This is a genomic window from Flavobacterium sp. UBA6135, from assembly GCF_002428305.1.
Lineage (GTDB): Bacteria > Bacteroidota > Bacteroidia > Flavobacteriales > Flavobacteriaceae > Flavobacterium.
The window spans coordinates 27402-46629 of the sequence record NZ_DIVJ01000004.1 but is presented as its reverse complement, the minus strand read 5'-3'; the positions used below and the strand labels follow the sequence as shown (position 1 = coordinate 46629).

20 protein-coding genes are annotated in these 19228 nt (G+C 34.0%); 12 read left to right on the top strand and 8 right to left on the bottom strand.

What is annotated here, in order from left to right:
* Nucleotides 1-3: 3 nt before the first annotated feature.
* Nucleotides 4-729, bottom strand: coding sequence for a polyprenol monophosphomannose synthase (locus B3L86_RS01170; protein ID WP_291114093.1), 726 nt, complete (start codon nucleotides 727-729; stop codon nucleotides 4-6).
* 111 nt (nucleotides 730-840) lie between these two features.
* On the opposite strand from B3L86_RS01170, the gene B3L86_RS01165 reads away from it, so the two are divergent.
* Entirely contained in the window at nucleotides 841-1506 is a 666-nt protein-coding gene (locus B3L86_RS01165) for a DUF4271 domain-containing protein (protein WP_291114090.1), read from the top strand.
* Between the two features lie 20 nt (nucleotides 1507-1526).
* Nucleotides 1527-2276 (top strand): uroporphyrinogen-III synthase, encoded by a 750-nt coding sequence (locus B3L86_RS01160; RefSeq protein ID WP_291114088.1) that lies wholly within the window; start codon nucleotides 1527-1529, stop codon nucleotides 2274-2276.
* A 75-nt stretch (nucleotides 2277-2351) separates the two neighbouring features.
* On the opposite strand, the gene pckA is transcribed toward B3L86_RS01160, so the two are convergent.
* Complete coding sequence (gene pckA / locus B3L86_RS01155) at nucleotides 2352-3977, bottom strand: phosphoenolpyruvate carboxykinase (ATP) (RefSeq protein WP_291114085.1); 1626 nt, start codon at nucleotides 3975-3977, stop codon at nucleotides 2352-2354.
* Between the two features lie 82 nt (nucleotides 3978-4059).
* Nucleotides 4060-4443, bottom strand: coding sequence for a DUF423 domain-containing protein (locus B3L86_RS01150; RefSeq protein WP_291114082.1), 384 nt, complete (start codon nucleotides 4441-4443; stop codon nucleotides 4060-4062).
* 115 nt (nucleotides 4444-4558) lie between these two features.
* Between B3L86_RS01150 and B3L86_RS01145 the strand changes: the two genes are divergently transcribed.
* Nucleotides 4559-5929, top strand: a complete 1371-nt coding sequence (locus B3L86_RS01145) for a saccharopine dehydrogenase family protein (protein ID WP_291114079.1) — start codon at nucleotides 4559-4561, stop codon at nucleotides 5927-5929.
* A gap of 3 nt (nucleotides 5930-5932) precedes the next feature.
* Here B3L86_RS01145 and B3L86_RS01140 read toward each other — a convergent pair whose 3' ends face one another.
* On the bottom strand, nucleotides 5933-6535 hold the full coding sequence (locus tag B3L86_RS01140; RefSeq protein WP_291114076.1) for a tRNA (guanine-N1)-methyltransferase: 603 nt from the start codon (nucleotides 6533-6535) through the stop codon (nucleotides 5933-5935).
* Between the two features lie 180 nt (nucleotides 6536-6715).
* Here B3L86_RS01140 and B3L86_RS01135 point away from each other — a divergent pair, with 180 nt between their 5' ends.
* A complete protein-coding gene (locus tag B3L86_RS01135; protein ID WP_291114073.1) occupies nucleotides 6716-7186 on the top strand; it encodes an Lrp/AsnC family transcriptional regulator in 471 nt (156 codons plus the stop codon).
* A gap of 133 nt (nucleotides 7187-7319) precedes the next feature.
* Here the strand turns inward: B3L86_RS01135 and B3L86_RS01130 are convergent, their stop codons facing one another.
* The 3 genes from B3L86_RS01130 to leuS all read right to left on the bottom strand — a co-directional run bounded on the left by B3L86_RS01130 (nucleotide 7320) and on the right by leuS (nucleotide 12768).
* Nucleotides 7320-8015 (bottom strand): zinc metallopeptidase, encoded by a 696-nt coding sequence (locus B3L86_RS01130; protein WP_291114070.1) that lies wholly within the window; start codon nucleotides 8013-8015, stop codon nucleotides 7320-7322.
* Between the two features lie 108 nt (nucleotides 8016-8123).
* Nucleotides 8124-9752 (bottom strand): Na/Pi cotransporter family protein, encoded by a 1629-nt coding sequence (locus tag B3L86_RS01125; RefSeq protein ID WP_291114067.1) that lies wholly within the window; start codon nucleotides 9750-9752, stop codon nucleotides 8124-8126.
* A 160-nt stretch (nucleotides 9753-9912) separates the two neighbouring features.
* Complete coding sequence (leuS, locus tag B3L86_RS01120) at nucleotides 9913-12768, bottom strand: leucine--tRNA ligase (protein WP_291114064.1); 2856 nt, start codon at nucleotides 12766-12768, stop codon at nucleotides 9913-9915.
* Between the two features lie 157 nt (nucleotides 12769-12925).
* Here leuS and B3L86_RS01115 point away from each other — a divergent pair, with 157 nt between their 5' ends.
* The 5 genes from B3L86_RS01115 (at nucleotide 12926) to B3L86_RS01095 (ending at nucleotide 16309) form a co-directional block, all read left to right on the top strand.
* Nucleotides 12926-13801, top strand: a complete 876-nt coding sequence (locus tag B3L86_RS01115) for a cell division protein FtsX (RefSeq protein WP_291114060.1) — start codon at nucleotides 12926-12928, stop codon at nucleotides 13799-13801.
* Nucleotides 13802-13824: 23 nt separating this feature from the next.
* Nucleotides 13825-14070: a DUF3098 domain-containing protein gene (locus B3L86_RS01110; protein ID WP_291114058.1), complete on the top strand. Its 246-nt coding sequence runs from the start codon at nucleotides 13825-13827 to the stop codon at nucleotides 14068-14070.
* A 118-nt stretch (nucleotides 14071-14188) separates the two neighbouring features.
* Nucleotides 14189-14995, top strand: a complete 807-nt coding sequence (locus B3L86_RS01105; RefSeq protein WP_291114055.1) for an undecaprenyl-diphosphate phosphatase — start codon at nucleotides 14189-14191, stop codon at nucleotides 14993-14995.
* Between the two features lie 2 nt (nucleotides 14996-14997).
* On the top strand, nucleotides 14998-15699 hold the full coding sequence (gene truB, locus B3L86_RS01100) for a tRNA pseudouridine(55) synthase TruB (protein ID WP_291114052.1): 702 nt from the start codon (nucleotides 14998-15000) through the stop codon (nucleotides 15697-15699).
* A complete protein-coding gene (locus B3L86_RS01095; protein ID WP_291114050.1) occupies nucleotides 15692-16309 on the top strand; it encodes a YiiX/YebB-like N1pC/P60 family cysteine hydrolase in 618 nt (205 codons plus the stop codon). The genes truB and B3L86_RS01095 overlap by 8 nt, the downstream gene beginning before the upstream one ends.
* Here B3L86_RS01095 and B3L86_RS01090 read toward each other — a convergent pair.
* Nucleotides 16301-16915, bottom strand: coding sequence for a thioredoxin family protein (locus B3L86_RS01090; RefSeq protein WP_291114045.1), 615 nt, complete (start codon nucleotides 16913-16915; stop codon nucleotides 16301-16303). The genes B3L86_RS01095 and B3L86_RS01090 overlap by 9 nt on opposite strands.
* Before the next feature lie 102 nt (nucleotides 16916-17017).
* Between B3L86_RS01090 and B3L86_RS01085 the strand changes: the two genes are divergently transcribed.
* The 3 genes from B3L86_RS01085 to frr all read left to right on the top strand — a co-directional run bounded on the left by B3L86_RS01085 (nucleotide 17018) and on the right by frr (nucleotide 19188).
* Complete coding sequence (locus B3L86_RS01085) at nucleotides 17018-17794, top strand: patatin-like phospholipase family protein (protein ID WP_291114042.1); 777 nt, start codon at nucleotides 17018-17020, stop codon at nucleotides 17792-17794.
* 78 nt (nucleotides 17795-17872) lie between these two features.
* Nucleotides 17873-18580 (top strand): UMP kinase, encoded by a 708-nt coding sequence (gene pyrH / locus B3L86_RS01080; RefSeq protein WP_188361149.1) that lies wholly within the window; start codon nucleotides 17873-17875, stop codon nucleotides 18578-18580.
* Between the two features lie 44 nt (nucleotides 18581-18624).
* Nucleotides 18625-19188 (top strand): ribosome recycling factor, encoded by a 564-nt coding sequence (frr, locus tag B3L86_RS01075; protein WP_188361148.1) that lies wholly within the window; start codon nucleotides 18625-18627, stop codon nucleotides 19186-19188.
* The last annotated feature ends 40 nt before the right edge of the window (nucleotides 19189-19228 follow it).

Sequence of the window (19228 nt, the reverse complement as noted above, 5' to 3'; positions counted from 1 at the left end):
TTTTTATAAACAATTAAACAGTTTTCGAATTCGCAAAGATATTACACCAAAAACAGCTTCCTTTATAATTGCATTACTCATTTTTGAAACCCCTTTTGTTCTATCTGTAAAAATAATTGGAATCTCAACAATTTTAAATCCTCTGGAAAAAGCTCTGTATTTCATTTCTATTTGAAATGCATAACCAACAAACTTAATTTTATTGAGTTTTAAAGTTTCTAATACTTTTCTATTGTAACATATAAAACCGGCAGTTGCATCATGAATTTTCATTCCGGTTATAATTTTTACATAAATTGAGGCAAAATAGGAAAGTAAAACTCTGCTTAACGGCCAATTCACCACATTTACACCTTTCACATATCGAGAACCGATTACCATGTCAGCTTCACCTGATGAACACGTTTCATGAAGACGTTCTAAATCGATTGGATTATGAGAAAAATCGGCGTCCATCTCAAAAATATAGTCATAATTGTGCTTTAGTGCCCATTTAAAACCATGAACATATGCAGTGCCTAAACCTGCTTTTTTCATTCGAACTTCCAAAAATAATTTTTCAGGAAATTCACTTTGAAGTTGCTTTACTTTTTCATGTGTTTTATCAGGAGAATTATCGTCAACAATTAAAACATGAAACTGTTTCTTCAAAGAAAAAACAGCACGAATAATGTTTTCAACGTTTTCTATTTCGTTATACGTTGGAATAATAACTAACCCATGATTCATAAGCACCAATAATACGGAACAAAAATAGCTTTTTTATGGCAGTATTTTCATAATTTTTTTATAATTAAAAGAGCTGTTTATAGCCACAAAAATTATATACCTTTGCACTTTATGATGGAACTTTTATATAATTTTAGAGAAACCGCTTCTAATGACTGGGCAACTATTTTATTTGTCCTTTGTCTGGTGCTAATCACAATCATAAAAACTTTTTTTGAAACTCGATTTTATGAATTTTTACGACTATTTTTCAATGATAAATATTTGAAAATTTATAAAGACAGCACCAATCTATTGAACTGGTTTACTGTTTCTTTATTTATAATTCAATTGATTTCCTTAACTTTTATTACTCAAATTGTTTTGAGCTATTTTGGTATCGTTGAAAAAACAGATGGTATTAAATTCATACAACTATTTACGTTGTTTAGTGTTTTCATCTTATCAAAATACTTAATAGAAAAAATCATTGCAACGTCTTTCTCTATTGAAGAATTTTCAGAAAATTTTAACCTCTATAAATTGAATTACAGAGGACTAATCGGGCTATTGGCACTTCCAATAGCAGCAATATTGTTTTATAATGAGGTTTCTTCGGGTATTTTTATATACATTTTAATGTTTATAATATTGACAATCAATATCATAACATACATCAAAACACTTAAAGCTTATCAATCCTTATTAATTAGTAAGATATTTTATTTTATTTTATATCTTTGTGCCCTTGAAATAGCCCCTTATTATTTCATATATTACTGGTTTACCAAAACCTAGAGTATTACAAAATGTCAACTATGAAAGTGAAAACAATTTTGGTGTCACAACCAGAACCAAAAGTAGAAAATTCACCTTACTTTGAGCTTATTCAAAAGCATAAAGTGAAAATTGATTTTAGACCATTTATACACGTTGAGGGGGTTCCTGTAAAGGAGATTCGTGCTCAAAAAATTGACCTTACTAATTTTACGGCCATTATCTTAACGAGCAAAAATGCTGTAGATCATTTTTTTAGAGTAGCTGAAGAAATGAGATACAAGGTTCCCGAAGATTTAAAATATTTTTGCCAGTCGGAAGCAGTAGCTTTTTATCTACAGAAATATGTTATCTACAGAAAAAGAAAAATTTATGTCGGTCAAAAAGACTTCGTTGATTTATCCCCATTAATAAAAAAATATAAGGAAGAAAAGTTTTTGTTGCCGGCTTCTGATCAATTAAACTTTGATGTCCCTCAAACTTTAGACGGTTTGAAAGTAAATTGGATACAAGGTATTTTTTATAGAACCGTAATGAGTGATTTAACTGATTTAGCTGATGTTTATTATGACGTTTTGGCTTTTTTCAGTCCCACAGGAATTAAATCCTTATTTAAAAACTTCCCGGATTTCAAACAAAACGAAACGAGAATTGCAGTTTTTGGAAGTACCACGCAGAAAGAAGCCTTAGAACACGGTTTGCGTGTCGACATCATGGCTCCTTCTCCTGAAGCTCCTTCAATGACAATGGCATTGGAAAAATATATTGCAAAGACAAACAAGGACAAATAATCCTGACACAGATACAATTAAAAAGAGTCCCACAAAATTGCGGGACTCTTTTCGTTTTGGTTAGTTAGTGTAAAACTATAATTGAGGTCCGGACTTCACTAAGTTTTGTCCTTCTTCATTATCTGTATATTGCACAAAGTTTTTGATAAATAATCCGGCTAAATTTGTAGCTTTTTCATTCCAATCGGATGCATTCTCATACGTATCTCTTGGGTCTAAAATATCCGAATTCACATCATGCAAAGCAGTTGGCACTTCAAAATTAAATACCGGAATTAGTTTCGTTTCCGCTTTTTCGATGGAACCATCCAAAATAGCGTCGATAATAGCTCTAGTGTCTTTAATTGAAATACGTTTTCCTGTTCCGTTCCAACCGGTGTTTACCATGTAGGCAGTTGCCTTATGCTCTTCCATTTTTTTAACCAACTCTTGGCCGTATTTGGTTGGATGCAATGATAAAAACGCTTTTCCAAAACAAGCTGAAAAAGTAGGTTGTGGCTCGGTTACACCTCTTTCAGTTCCGGCTAACTTTGCTGTAAATCCGGAAAGGAAATAATATTTTGTTTGTTCCGGTGTCAATTTAGAAACCGGAGGCATCACTCCAAAAGCATCGGCCGTTAGGAAAATAACTTTAGTAGCATGACCCGCTTTTGAAACCGGTTTTACAATATTATCAATATGATAAATCGGATAAGAAACACGAGTGTTTTGTGTCACTGAACCGTCTGTGAAATCTATTTTACCATTTGAATCCACCGTTACATTCTCTAATAAAGCATCTTTTTTGATTGCTCCAAAAATATCCGGTTCATTAACTGCACTTAAATCAATGGTTTTGGCATAACATCCGCCTTCAAAATTAAAGACCCCATCATTATCCCAACCGTGTTCGTCATCTCCAATTAATTCTCTTTTGGGATCAGTTGACAACGTTGTTTTACCGGTTCCGGATAATCCGAAAAACACCGCAACATCACCATCTTTTCCTTTATTTGCAGAACAATGCATGGAAGCAATTCCTTGAAGTGGTAAATAATAATTCATCATAGAGAATAAACCTTTTTTCATTTCTCCACCATACCAAGTTCCGCCTATTAACTGAATTTTCTCAGTAAGGTTAAAAGCAATATAAACTTCAGAATTTAAATTGTGCTCTTCGTAAGCTTTGAATGATGTTTTTGAAGCATTCATTACAATAAAATCAGGCTCGCCAAAGTTGTCTAATTCTTCTTCTGTTGGTCGGATGAACATATTTTTTACAAAATGTGCTTGCCAAGCCACTTCCATGATAAATCTAACTTTTAATCGGGTATCTTCATTTGCTCCACAAAAAGCATCGATTACATATAGTTTTTTTGATGACAATTGATTAACCGTTGTTTCTTTTAAAGCATTCCAAGTAGTTGTTGAAATTGGCTTGTTGTCATTTACTGCTTTATCAGATGTCCACCAAATTGTATCACGAGTAACCTCATCTTCAACAATATATTTATCTTTGGGAGAACGACCTGTAAAATCACCTGTCATTACATTTACTGCTCCAAGCTCTGTTAGTTGTCCTCTTTCAAATCCAACTAATGACGATTTTAACTCTTCCTCATACAGAAATTCATACGAAGGATTGTATATAATTTCTTGAACATTTTTGATTCCATACTTCTCTAACGAAATCGTTTTCGTAAATTGAGCGTAATTATCCATAAATTTAATTTGTGTTGTGTAATTAATTGTTTGCAAAAGTAAAAAATTAAATCCTTCTGATGCTTTTTTTAATTTAAAATTATTATTTCTTGCTTAAAACAGCTGCAAATAACTTCCCCCAAGCTAGAATTAAAAGCAACCCTCCTATTGGAGTTATGGGTCCTAAAAATGAAAAATCAATAGCCGTAGCATTATTTGTGGCCAATAAATAAATGGAACCTGAAAAGAACAAAACACCCAGTAGAACCAAATAATAAATCATCTTTTTTGCCGATTCAGAAATCAAAGTGTTTGATGCTAAGAACAGTAAAAACAAGGCATGATACATTTGATATTTCACTCCCGTTTCAAAAGTAATTAATTCGTCGGCTGTTAGTATTTTCTTTAAACCATGAGCTCCAAATGCTCCTAAAATTATTGCGAACAATCCTAAGACGGATGCGGCTAGTACAAGTTTTTTATTCATGTTTTGAATTTATAGTCAAATTTAAAAAACCTTTTTACGCAAACGTTATAATTAACATCTTAAATTTTGTTTGAATTATAACAAATGCCTACTTTCGTGTGATATTAATTATGGCATGAAAAAAATTCTAATTATTGGTGCTGGACGATCGGCATCCTCTCTTATAAAGTACTTATTAAACAAATCTGAAGAAGAAGCTATTCAAATTACTATTGCAGATTTATCTCTTGAATTAGCAGAAAAGAAAGTTCAAAATCATAAAAATGCAAGAGCAATAGCTTTAGATATATTTGCTGTATCCGACCGTCAAAAAGAAATTGAAAAGGCCGACATTGTTATTTCAATGCTTCCGGCTCATCTTCATGTTGATATCGCCAAAGATTGCATTACCTTCAAAAAAAACATGGTAACTGCATCCTATATTAGTAAAGAAATGCAGGAACTGGATACTTTAGCAAAAGAAAATGGTTTACTTTTTATGAATGAAATTGGTCTTGACCCCGGAATTGACCACATGAGTGCCATGAAAGTAATTGATGAAATTAGAGCCAAAGGCGGAAAAATGATTCAATTTGAATCGTTTTGTGGCGGACTAGTAGCTCCCGAAAGTGATACAAACCTGTGGAATTATAAATTTTCATGGAACCCAAGAAATGTAGTTTTGGCAGGTCAAGGTGGTGTTTCAAAATTTATTCAGGAAGGAAAATACAAATACATACCTTATAATAAATTATTTCGCAGAACCGAATTTATGGAAGTGGAAGGTTACGGCCGTTTTGAAGGTTATGCTAACCGTGACTCCTTAAAATACAGAAGCATTTATGGTTTGGATGCCATTCAAACCATGTATCGCGGAACATTGCGAAGAGTGGGCTATTCAAAAGCTTGGGACATGTTAGTTCAACTAGGCATGACCGACGATACCTATACCATGGAAAATTCTGAGAACATGAGTTATCGCGATTTTACTAATTCTTTTTTGGCCTACCATCCCACGGATTCGGTAGAATTAAAATTACGTCATTATCTGAAAATTGATCAAGATGATGTCATATGGGACAAATTGGTGGAATTGGATTTGTTTAATGCTACTAAAAAATCAGGTTTAAAAAATGCTTCTCCGGCACAATATCTAGAATACATCTTAGCTGAAAAATGGGCTTTGCAACCTAACGATAAAGACATGATTGTGATGTATCACAAATTTGGTTATGAATTAAACGGCGAAAAGAAACAAATTGACAGCACCATGGTTTGTATTGGCGAAGACCAAACCTATACCGCTATGGCAAAAACCGTTGGACTCCCAGTTGCCATTGCCACACTTCAAATTCTGAAAGGAAACATTAAAACTACAGGCGTCCAACTCCCAATTCAAAAAGAAGTTTATGAACCCATTTTGAAAGAATTGGAAACTTTTGGTGTTGTTTTCAATGATAAAGAGGTACCTTATTTGGGCTACAACCCCAACAACGTTGGAAGTTAAACCTTATTTGGAAGCTTTGTGTTTGTTGATTTCATCTTGAAGTTGACGCCCCAATTTTTGTTCTTTTTCCAAAGCTTTTTGTTTGTAATCTTCAAAATCGGATTCTATTTTGTCACTAGCTTCTTTGGCTTCTTTGGCTGTTGCTTTTGCATTTCTCATTTGAAAAAACAGTAGAAACAAAAACAAAAATAATGCGACTACAATTCCCCACATGATAAGATTGTAGTTGGTTTTGCTGACAGGAGCACCTAAAAATAAAATACTGTTTTGAGCCGATTGTAGTTTTTCTAACGCCACTTTTGTTGTAGCAAGTGTGTCTTTTAAAATTTTCACTTCGTTATCATGTGAAGCTACTTGTTCTTTTATAGCAATCAATTCCTTTTTGAATCGGTTGGAAGAATCAATACTGTTTTTCTTTAGCAACAACAAAAAATCCTTTTTTACTACTTTATATTCCTGAAAATTATTAGACTTCTGTAAAACATATTCAAATTGTTGATCTAAAGAACCATTCATAGTTGCAGGTGAACCAGAATCGGTTTGTTCTTGTGAATAAACGGTTGTGAAAAGGAAAATAAACAGTAGGAGATATAGGTTGCGTTTCATTAGAGTTGGTTTGGTTCTAAAAAATTATAAAAACAAATTTAATTTTTTATACCATAGAAACCTAATAACGTATTATAAAGTTGAAAATTGTAAAAAATAAGAAAATTGAATTTCAACTAAAAGAATCTAAAAAATTAATCTTTAAAACTTTTTAAATACTTTTGATTAAAATTTACAACCATGAAACTCAATTCACTTCAAATTGAAATAGACGGAATAGACAAAGAAATTCTTCGTGATTTGATGGAGGATGCCCGAAAACCCATTTTACAAATTGCCAACAAAATCGGAATTTCCGGTGCGGCTATTCATCAACGGTTAAAAAAACTGGAAGAAGCCGGTGTCATTTCCGGTTCAAAATTCATCATCAATAATAAAGTTTTAGGTTATAAAACCATGGCATTTATTGGCGTTTATTTGGATAAAGCTTCCAGTAATTCAGATGCTGTGAGAGAATTAAAAAAAATTCCTGAAGTCTTAGAATGTCATTACACCACAGGAAACTGGAGTATTTTAATCAAAATTATTTGTAGAGACAACGAACATTTGATGCAATTGTTGAACAAAAGAATTCAACCGATAGATGGTGTTTCGAGAACGGAAACGTTTATTTCGCTGGAACAGCAGATTGAGAGACAGATACAACTTTAAAAGTTACGGGTTGCGGGTTTTTTGCCACGAAGTAAAGAAGGCACTAAGTGGAAAACGGGAATAAGTCTCGAAGATTCAGAATGAAAAAAATCCGTTACTTTCATAACGGATTCTATTTTATAATGTTTTTGAATTAGTCTCTAGAACCAAATACTTGAAGAGCCCAATATAACAAGGATGCTAACGCACCGATTGCAGCAACTAAATAGGTTCTAGCCGCCCATTTTAGAGCATCTTGTGCTCCTTCATATTCTTGTTGACCTACCATGTTTGCTTTTTTCAACCAAGCTAAAGCTCTATTGCTGGCATCATATTCTACAGGTAAAGTAATGAAACTGAAGGTCGTTGCTAACGCCATCATCACTAGACCGGCTACTGCTACATAAAATCCGATTGCACTACCGGAAGCGGCTCCTAAAATCAAACCACCAATCACTAACCATTGTGACATACCGGAAGAAACACTTACTACGGGAACCAATTTAGAACGCATTGTCAACCATTCGTAGGCTGTCGCATGTTGCACAGCATGACCAACTTCATGTGCGGCAACGGCAGCTGCAGCAGCATTACGTTGGTTATAAACGGCTTCACTTAAATTAACAGTTTTGTCTGTTGGATTATAATGATCCGTTAAACGACCGGGAGTTGAAATCACTTTTACGTCATAAATTCCATGATCTTCCAGCATACGTTGAGCAATTTCTGCTCCACTCATTCCATTACGTAATTGAACTTTTGAATAAAATTCAAATTTCTTTTTTAGTTGATTACTTACTAACCAACTCACTAAAGCGATTGCTCCGATTAAAATATAATATCCTATCATTTTTACTTTTTTAAGAGTTTAAAATTACAATAAATATATCAAATTTTAAACCAATTAATACAGCCTTAACAAATATGCAATTTTGTCAGTAAATCTGTCAAAAAAAATCTATTCTTGTTTTTCTAAAATCCGGAATAATTGTCGGATTGTTTGCGTGGCAAAACCATTTACCATCAGCAGTGATGAAATATATTTTTCCTGAATTAATTTTTGTTCAATTGCCTCCGTTATATTTTGAACAATGACTTTATACTCTTGTTTTATCTGATTTTGATATATTTCCATGGAATGTTTTTCTATGAACGTGGCTGAACTATTATGCAACAACACTAAATGTTCGAGTGTTGCATTAGAAATTAATTGCATCAAATCCTGAACCTTTTGGTTTTCGGATGCATCAATTTCTTCCAATTCAGCACGTATACTCACAATGGTTTTTGAAACCTGTGAAAGAGTCAAAATCATATGATTGGAGTTTGTTAAATCTTTTTGCTCAATTTCTTCTAAATCCGAAACGTGTATTTTTGAAGAAAAAATCAAAATTGCATTAACCCTGCTTTGAATGTCTTCAAATACCTCAATGGGATTTGCTTGCTTCTTTGAACTATACAAAAACGAGGAGAAAAATTGTCCCTTTTTTTCAGGCCTTTCCAAATGAAATAATACAGAAATTAGTTGTAATGTTGAACGATACACCTGAAGGGTTTCGTTTCTGACGGCCACTACAGCCGCTTCGGGTAAATCAGGAGATGCGTTTGCTATAAATTCTGTTGTTATATATTTCTTTTCAGGATATGCTTTTTGAAGTAACTTCACCAGTAGTCCGATGAATGGCAAAAACAAAAGAACGCCTAACAAATTAAATAAGGTATGAAATAATGTAACTCCTAAAACGGCATTATTATCTCCATTTATTGCTAACCCTATCAGCTTTGTCAATAGTGGTAACGACAAAAAAGCCACAATTCCTGTAAAAATATTGAAAATCAAATGACTTAAAGCCACTTGTTTTTTTATGGGGATTCCACCCAAAGCACCTAACATTACTGTAGTGGTCGTGCCAATATTCGCACCAATCACCATAGCTGCTCCTTCAGAAAATGTAATTAATCCGGTATGCAAAGCCGTTAATATAATTGCGATTGTTGCCGAACTAGATTGCATAACGGAAGTCATCACAACAGCAATCAATACATAAAAAAGAGTGCCATAATGTGGTATTGATGCCAAATCAAAAGAACTTGTAAAACCTTCTACACTTAGTTTCATGTATTCTAGACCCATGAATAAAAATCCAAGTCCTACCAATAAACGACTAATTCCATTATAGCGAGGTGATTTACTTAAAAAAATCAGTCCCAAACCTCCCAAGCCTATTAACGGTAAAAACAATCCTTCAATATTTATTTTGAAACCGATTGTTGCCACAAGCCAACTGGTTGCTGTGGTTCCCAGGTTTGTTCCCATCACAACACCAATGGCATTTTGCATGGAAATCAAACCGGCTCCAACAAATGTTAGCGTCATTAATGTTACGGCAGAACTGCTTTGCAAAACCGCTGTAGAAAATAATCCTGTAAAAATCGATCGAAGTCTTCCGGTTGTAGATTTTCGAATTAAGATTTTAAAGGCTTTACCTGATAATTGTTTTACAGCTTCTTCCAGCAAAAACATCCCGTACATAAAAATACCCAATCCGGCTAGAAACTTCCATATGTCAAAATCCGACCATTGCATACTTATCCATTTAATAACCACAAGTTACAAAAAAACAAAACATAAAAAAACCTGAAACAATAATAGATTAAGGTTTAAATTTTAAGATTTTATTATCGTTTAAAAAAATCACGAATTCACAAATAAATTTGCAAATCGTGACTAAAACTTTTTTATGAAATTACCCTACTAAGTTGATGATTTTTCCCGGAACGATAATCACTTTGTTCGGTGTTCTTCCTTGCAATTGAGTTTGGGTGCGTTCGTCTGCCATCACGATTTCTTCAATTTGAGCAGCGGTTAAATCTAACGGTAATTTGATGGTAAATCGCATTTTTCCGTTGAAGGAAACCGGATATTCTTTTTCGGATTCTACTAAATATTTCTCCTCAAAAACAGGAAAAGCAACCGTTGAAACCGAACCTTTGTGACCCAATTGACTCCATAATTCTTCGGCAATGTGCGGAGCATACGGTGAAACTAAAATGGTTAACGGTTCGAGAATTTTTCTGTGGTTGCATTTCAATTGAGCCAATTCATTTACACAAATCATAAACTGAGAAACGGAAGTATTGAACGAGAAATTCTCGATGTCTTCTGTTACTTTTTTGATGGTTTTGTGTAATGATTTGTACATTTCAGCAGTTGGTTCGTCGTTGATTACAATCAAACCGTTTTCATCAAAATACAATCGCCATAATTTCTTCAGGAAACCGGAAACTCCTGTAATTCCTGCAGTATTCCATGGTTTTGCTTGTTCTAACGGACCAAGAAACATTTCGTACAAACGTAAGGTGTCGGCTCCGTATTGGTTGCAAATATCGTCGGGATTGACCACATTATACCATCTTTTAGACATTTTCTCAATTTCACGACCTACAACATATTTGCCATTTTCTGTTATGAATTCTGCAGTTTTAAATTCTGGCAACCAGTTTTTCAGTTTATCCAAATCAATTTCATCAGAAGAATTCACAATGTTAACATCAACTCTTAATTCCTCCGTTACATATTCTGACTTAAGATTTTTAGAAACATATTTATTTGTACCTGAAATTCTATAAACAATTGCACTCATCCCCAAAATCATCCCCTGATTAATCAACTTTTTAAAGGGTTCTTCGGGTGTGATGAAGCCGCGGTCTTTTAGAAATTTATTCCAAAAACGGGAGTACAACAAATGTCCGGTGGCGTGTTCGCTTCCTCCAATATATAAATCTACATTTTCCCAATAGTTTAAGGCATCTTGGCTGGCAAATTCGTTTTCGTTGTTAGCATCCATATACCGCATCCAATACCACGAAGAACCTGCCCAACCCGGCATGGTGTTCAATTCTAATGTGAAAACTTTCACGTTATCAATTAACTGATTACTAACCACTGAACACTGAACACTGTCCCAAGCCCAATGCGTAGCATTTCCTAACGGCGGTTGTCCGTCTTCGGTTGGTAAATAGTTGCCTACTTCCGGTAAAATAATCGGTAGATGTTTCACATCGATCATTTGCGGCATTCCATTTACGTAGTAAACAGGAAACGGTTCGCCCCAATAACGTTGACGGGAAAAAACCGCATCACGCAAACGGTAGTTTACTTTTGCTTTTCCTGCTTTTATTTTTTCTAATTCTTCAATTGCTTTTTTGGTTCCGGATTTATAATCCAACCCATTTAAGAAATCGGAATTCACTAATTCAAAACCACTTTTCTCGGCAAATGCAGCTTCGGAAATATCTTTGTTGAAAATGTTTTTAATTTCGGGCATTCCTTCTTTTCCTTTAAAGAAATTGGCGAATGCATAATCACGTTCATCCCCACAAGGAACGGCCATTACGGCTCCTGTTCCATAACCGGCCAATACATAATCGCCAATCCAAATTGGAATTGGTTCATTAGTAAATGGATGTTCAGCATAAGCTCCTGTGAAAACACCTGAAATGGTTTTCACATCGGCCATTCTTTCTCTTTCGGAACGTTTGGCAGTGGCTTCAACATAGGCTTCAACAGCTGCTTTTTGTTCAGGAGTTGTGATTTGCGAAACCAATTCATGTTCAGGTGCGAGGGTCATGAAAGTGACTCCGAAGATGGTGTCGGGTCTTGTTGTAAACACATCAACTTTAAAATTGACTCGAGACGAAGTCGAACAGAGCGAAGCTAAACCTGAAACTTGAAACGTAACAGAAGCTCCAACACTCTTCCCAATCCAATTTCGTTGACTTTCTTTAATACTTTCACTCCAATCAATCGTCTCTAAACCTTGAAGCAATCGTTCCGCATAAGCAGAAATTCGCATGCTCCATTGCGTCATTTTTTTTCGAATTACGGGATGACCGCCACGTTCGGAAACGCCGTTTACAATTTCGTCGTTAGCTAAAACAGTTCCCAAAGCGGGACACCAGTTTACTTCAGTTTCGGCTAAATAGGTTAAGCGATATTGTAATAAAATCTCTTGCTGTTTTTCAGATGAAAAAGCATTCCATTCAGCGGCTGAAAACAATTCAACACCATCATTACAGATTAAATCAACATTTGCATTTCCTTCGGCTTCAAATACTTTTACTAATTCAGAGATGGGAAACGCTTTATCGGCTTGTTTGCAATAATAGGATTCAAACAATTGTATAAATATCCATTGTGTCCATTTGTAATAATCCGGATTGGAAGTTCGCACTTCTCTGCTCCAATCAAATGAAAACCCGATTTTATCCAATTGTTCTCGATAACGAGCTATATTTTCTTTGGTCGTTTTTTCAGGATGTTGTCCGGTTTGAATGGCATATTGCTCCGCCGGAAGTCCGAACGAATCATAGCCTTGCGGATGCAATACATTAAAACCTTTGTGACGTTTGTATCGAGCCACAATATCTGAAGCAATATATCCCAAAGGGTGACCTACGTGTAAACCGGCACCGGATGGATATGGAAACATATCCAACACATAATATTTAGGCTTTTCTGAATTATTTGTAGCTGCAAAAGTTTGGTTTTCTGCCCAATATTTTTGCCATTTGGCTTCGATTTGTTCGTGGAAGTATTTCATTTTATTGAGATGCTGAGAAACTGAATTTCTGAGTTACTAGGTTTTTTTTCTTTTTAAAGGGCAAATTTACGTTTATTGTACTAAACTCAAAACTTTGAGCGTTATAATCTCTGTTTACCGAATTTCTTTTTTATTTTTACGCCTTAAATACAATACTATGGCATCATCATTTGAAAAATACCAAAAAAGACGACTCATATCTTCTTATTTTTCTGTTGTATTAAGTGTGTTTTTAGTTCTTTTTTTGTTGGGAATTTTAGGATTGTTTGTTATTAATTCTAAAAAACTATCAGACGACTTCAAAGAACAAATCCCAATGTCAGTCTATTTTAAAGATGCGGCTAACGATAGTGTACTAAAAAACTTTGGCAAAAAATTAAAAGAATCCACTTTTGTAAAAACGGACACTTTTGTATCCAAAGAAACCGCCGCTTCAAAACACAAAGACATTATTGGCGAAGATTTTATGCAATTTTTAGGATTTAATCCCTTGCAAAATTCCTATGACATTCATTTGAAAGCCGATTATGTTGTGGTTGACAGTATCAAAAAAATTGAGCAGGAATTCAAACAAAATAAAATGATTTCTGATATTGTTTATGATAAACATTTGGTGGATTTAGTGAATGACAACATCAAAAAAATTACGTTTTGGATTTTGGTGATAACGGGATTTTTAGCATTAATTGCTGTTTTGTTGATTAACAGTTCGATGCGATTGTCTATTTATTCCAACCGATTTATCATTAAAACCATGCAAATGGTTGGAGCCACAAAATCATTTATCAGAAAACCATTCATTTGGAGAAGTATCAAACTGGGAATTATTGGAGCCATTTTAGCCATTATTGCTATTATTGGCGTTTTGATTTACATTGATACAAATTTCCCGAATTTGGGCATTTTGGAAGATAAATTAATGATTGGAGCTGTATTAGCAAGCGTATTACTGCTTGGAATTTTAATCTCTTGGTTCAGTACATTTTTCGCCACACAGCGTTTCCTGAACTTAAGAACTGATGATTTATACTAAAAACATAAAAATATACTGTATTTATGAGCACTAAAAACGAACAAAAACAAGAATTTCTTTTTGAAAAAATAAATTACAAAATACTATTAATAGGCATTGGTGTTATTGCTCTTGGATTTATTTTAATGAGTGGAGGTGGTAGCGATGATCCAAACGTTTTTAGTGAAGATATTTTTAATTTCAGAAGAATACGTTTAGCACCAACAGTAGTATTAGCTGGATTTGGTGTTGTAATTTATTCTATTTTTAAAAACCCTAAAAAGGGATAAATGGGATTTATGATTATTGGATTTTCAGATTATTAGACGGTATTAGTTTAAATCTTTACTTCTAAAAATCCAACAATCTAATAATCCAATAATCTATAAATCAAACAATAAAAAATCAATGGATTTATTACAAGCCATCCTAATTGCTATCGTTGAAGGACTGACAGAATACCTTCCTATTTCTTCAACAGCCCACATGATTTTTACAAGTTCTTTTTTTGGAATTCAAGAAGATGATTTTGTGAAATTGTTTCAGGTCTCTATTCAGTTCGGAGCCATTTTGGCTGTTGTTTTTTTATACTGGCGAAAATTTTTCGACTTTTCAAAATTGACTTTTTATATCAAATTAGCAGCAGCAGTAGTTCCGGCTTTAGTTTTAGGGAAATTATTTGATGATAAAATTGATGCTGTTTTAGGAAACCCAATTCCAATTGCAATTGTATTGATTTTAGGAGGAGTTGTTTTATTATTTGTTGACAAACGTTTTCAAAATCCAACCGTTGTAACTGAAGAAGAAATTACCATCAAAAAGGCAGTCATCATCGGGTTTTGGCAATGTTTAGCCATGATGCCGGGAACCAGCAGAAGTGCCGCCTCTATCATTGGTGGCATGCAACAAGGATTAACCCGAGCAACAGCCGCTGAATTTTCATTCTTCTTGGCAGTACCAACTATGCTTGCTGTAACAATTTATTCTTTGTTTTTAAAAACCTTTGAAGTTACACAACTAAAAGGATATGAACTTTTATTGGAAGGTAACAATATAAACTATTTCCTGATTGGTAACGTGATAGCTTTTGTGGTAGCTGTTTTGGCCATAAAACTGTTTATTGAAGTCATCAAAAAATATGGTTTCAAACCTTGGGGTTATTATCGAATTGTGGCCGGAACAATTTTATTGATTTATTTTTCGTTACAAAATTAAACTTGAAAACAGCAACAGAGATACTGGATGGTCAAATTTTATTAATTGACAAACCCTTAAAATGGTCGTCTTTTCAAGCGGTTAATAAGTTGAAATACGCTTTGAAACGCGAATTAAGTCTACCTAAAAAATTTAAAATTGGTCATGCAGGGACATTAGATCCTTTAGCCACCGGATTATTGATTATTTGCACGGGAAAATTCACCAAACGAATTACAGAAATTCAAGGTCAACCCAAAGAATATACCGGAACTTTCAAATTGGGAGCCACTACTCCATCGTATGATTTGGAAACTGAAATTGATGAAAATTTTTCAATAAATCATATTAACGAAGCATTAATTAATCAAATCTTACCGCATTTTTTAGGCGAAATCGATCAAAAACCACCTGTTTTTTCAGCCATCAAAAAAGACGGAATTCGCATGTATGAACACGCTCGTGCCGGTGTAGAAATGGAAATGGAAAGCAGAAAAACAACCATTCACGAATTCGAAATTACCCGAATAGATTTACCTGAAATTGATTTTAGAGTCGTTTGCAGCAAAGGAACCTATATTCGTTCGTTGGCTCATGACTTTGGAAAAGCTCTTGAATCCGGTGCTCATTTGACGGTTTTACGACGCACAAAAATTGGCGATTATTTGGTTGAAAATGCTGTTTCACCGGATGAATTTGAAAAACAAATTTCTTCTTATGAATAAATACATTTGGTTTTTACTTTTAGTTCCATTTGCCCTGTTTTCACAGAAAAGCAATCTTAAAACCGGCGATTTATTATTTCAGAAAATGAATTGTGGTGAATTATGCGAAGCCATTCATGCAGTAACCGAAGGTTTTGATGGTAATGATTTCAGTCATTTAGGATTGGTTTTAATTGAAAAGGATTCCGTTTTTATCATCGAAGCCGCCGGAAATGCCGTTCGAAAAGTGACGCTGGAACAATTTTCAGAAAACACACAAACCATTATGTTTATTGGAAGAGTAAAATCAAAATACAAAAAACTAATTCCGCAAGTTATTTCGTTTTCCAAACTACAAATCGGAATTCCGTATGACGATGATTATTTATATGATAACGGAAAGTATTATTGTTCGGAATTAATTTATGATGCTTTTTTAAATGCTTACGGCGAACCTTTTTTCGAATTACAACCGATGACATTCAAGCAACCTAATACAAATGAATTTTTCCCTGCTTGGGTCGATTATTATAAAAACCTAAAAATAGAAATTCCGGAAGGCCAACTTGGTTGTAATCCCGGTGGAATTTCTACTTCTAAAAAAATTAAAATTGTTGGAAAGTTAAACTAGTTGCTTTTCACATTTGTCAACCAAAGCCATAATTTCATTTTGCGTACTCACCCCTTTATCCTGCAAATACCATTTTTGCAAGTTAGTTTTGGCGGTTTCATCCACAATTCCATGTTTAGCTTTATAGTCTAAAATTAGGTTTTTTGCACCTTCCGGTCTTGGTCCCCAATCGCTTAAAACAGTTAATGTTTCCGCATCCAAAATCAATAATTTAGGAATGGCTTTTCCACCATTAGTCAAAAACCGATTCATCAATTCTTCATTCTCGTCACGAAGCACAATTCGCAAATCGATATTTTCAGATAGTTCAGTCATTTTATTAATGATTGGCAACAATTGAGCCGCATCACCACACCAACCTTCAGAGAGAACCAGCCAGATATATTTTGATTGTAAATTAGTTAAACCTGCCCTAACCTCCTCAGTAATTTGAACGGTTTTATCTAAACGATTCATGCGAACTTCATTTAGTTCACTATATTTTGTTAAGTCTTCCGATTGTTCGTTACCAGTTGATTTGCCCTCTTTCAACAATTCGGACACATGCTTGCGGTAATCTGCATAAGACAAGCTATTTTCAATACTATTTTTAAGTAAATTTTTCATGACCTTTTATTTGACAATGCAAAAGTAGTATTAAATTTATTTTTCGCATGTAACATTAATTACATTCATCAGAAAAATGTATTTTTATATAAACTCTTTTACATGCAATCAAAAAAAATTGGCGTTATTTTATCAGGTGGTGGTTCTAAAGGAATTGCTCAGGCTGGTGCTTTGCAGTTTTTGGAAGAAAATGGTTTAATTCCAAATCAAATTGCAGGAACCAGTGCCGGCTCAATTGTTGGTGCTCTCTATAGTTTTGGGAAAACACCAAAAGAAATTTTAGCTTTTTTCCAATCTATATATTTTTTTAATTGGCGTCATTTTACTTTTAGTAAAGCCGGATTGATTGATAGTGAATCTTTCAAAAAATATTTCAGTGATGTTTTTGGAGAGACTACTTTATCAGATTTAAAAATTCCTATTCATATCACTGCTACAGATATGGTTAAAGGAAAACTTAAAATATTTGACAAGCAAACAAAAATAGTTGATGCTGTTTTAGCATCGAGTGCTATTCCGGGAATAATGTCTCCTTATGAAATTGACGGGATTCTTTATAGTGATGGAGGAATTTTGAATCATTTTCCAACAGATATTTTACAAGGAAGATGTGATTTATTAATTGGAATCTATGTAAGTCCCATTCAAAAAATTGAAAACAAAAATTTAAATTCTATAAAAGCAATTACTTCAAGAGCCTTTGATTTACTCACCGCCAATAATGTAATGCAGAAATTCACATTATGTGATTGGGTAATTGAACCTGATGAATTATCATCCTTTGGGACTTTTGAAACCAGCAAAGTTAAAATGGAAATTATTTATAACATTGGATATGAGGCGGCAAAAAAATCATATGAAGATTTTAAAAACAGCTAACAACTAAATAGAAACTACACTATTTTTTACTGCAATAAAATCAATTATTCTTTATATTTGCACCACAAAACTTGACTCATGAAATATAAAAGAATACTTTTAAAACTTAGTGGAGAAGCCTTAATGGGAGATAGAAACTATGGTATTGACCCCAAAAGACTGGCAGAATATGCAAAAGAAATCAAACAGATTCATGAAAAAGGGGTTGAAATTGCCATTGTAATTGGAGGCGGAAATATTTTTAGAGGTGTTGCCGGAGCCAGTAACGGAATGGATAGAGTGCAAGGTGATTATATGGGAATGCTTGCAACTGTAATTAACGGGATGGCATTGCAAGGTGCATTGGAAGAAGCCGGAATGTTAACTCGCTTACAAACTGCTTTAAAAATTGAAGCAATAGCCGAACCCTATATCAAAAGAAGAGCCGTTCGCCATTTAGAAAAAGGAAGAATTGTTATTTTTGGTGCAGGAACAGGAAATCCGTATTTCACAACCGACACCGCTGCTGTTTTAAGAGGTGTAGAAATTGGTGCAGATGTTATTTTGAAAGGCACTCGTGTTGATGGTGTTTATAATTCCGATCCTGAAAAAAATAAAGACGCTGTTAAATTTGATTATATTTCATTTGAAGAAGTACTAAGCAAAGGATTGAACGTAATGGACACTACTGCTTTCACATTAAGTCAGGAAAACAAATTGCCAATAATTGTTTTTGACATGAACAAAGAAGGTAATTTATTAAAAGTTTGTAACGGCGAAACCATAGGAACCACAGTTACCTTATAATGGCTCAATTATTGTAAAAAAAATCACGATTAAAAAATATAGTCATGACTGAAGAAATAGAATTTATTATCGATACGGCAAAAGAACACATGAATGGTTCGATTGCTCATTTAGAAAAAGAATTTTTAAACATCAGAGCCGGAAAAGCAACACCTCAAATGTTAGGTGGTGTTTTTGTAGATTATTATGGCTCGCAAACACCGCTTTCGCAAGTGGCAAACGTAAATGTTCCCGATGCAAGAACCATCACAGTTACGCCTTGGGAAAAAAACATGTTACATCCAATTGAAAAAGCGATTCAAATTGCCAATTTAGGTTTTAACCCAATGAATAATGGTGACAACATCATCATTTCTGTTCCACCTTTAACCGAAGAACGCAGAAGAGATTTGGTAAAACAAGCTAAATCGGAAGCTGAAGATGCCAAAATCGGAATTAGAAACGCCAGAAAAGATGCCAATACCGACATCAAAAAAGAAGAAAAAAACGGAACTTCAGAAGATATTTGTAAAACAGCCGAAGATAGCATTCAAAAACTAACGGATGCTTTTATAAAAAAAATCGATGATATTCTAGCTGTCAAAGAAGCAGAAATCATGAAAGTTTAATAATCTAATCCACTCCTTTGAGTGGATTTTTCATTTTATG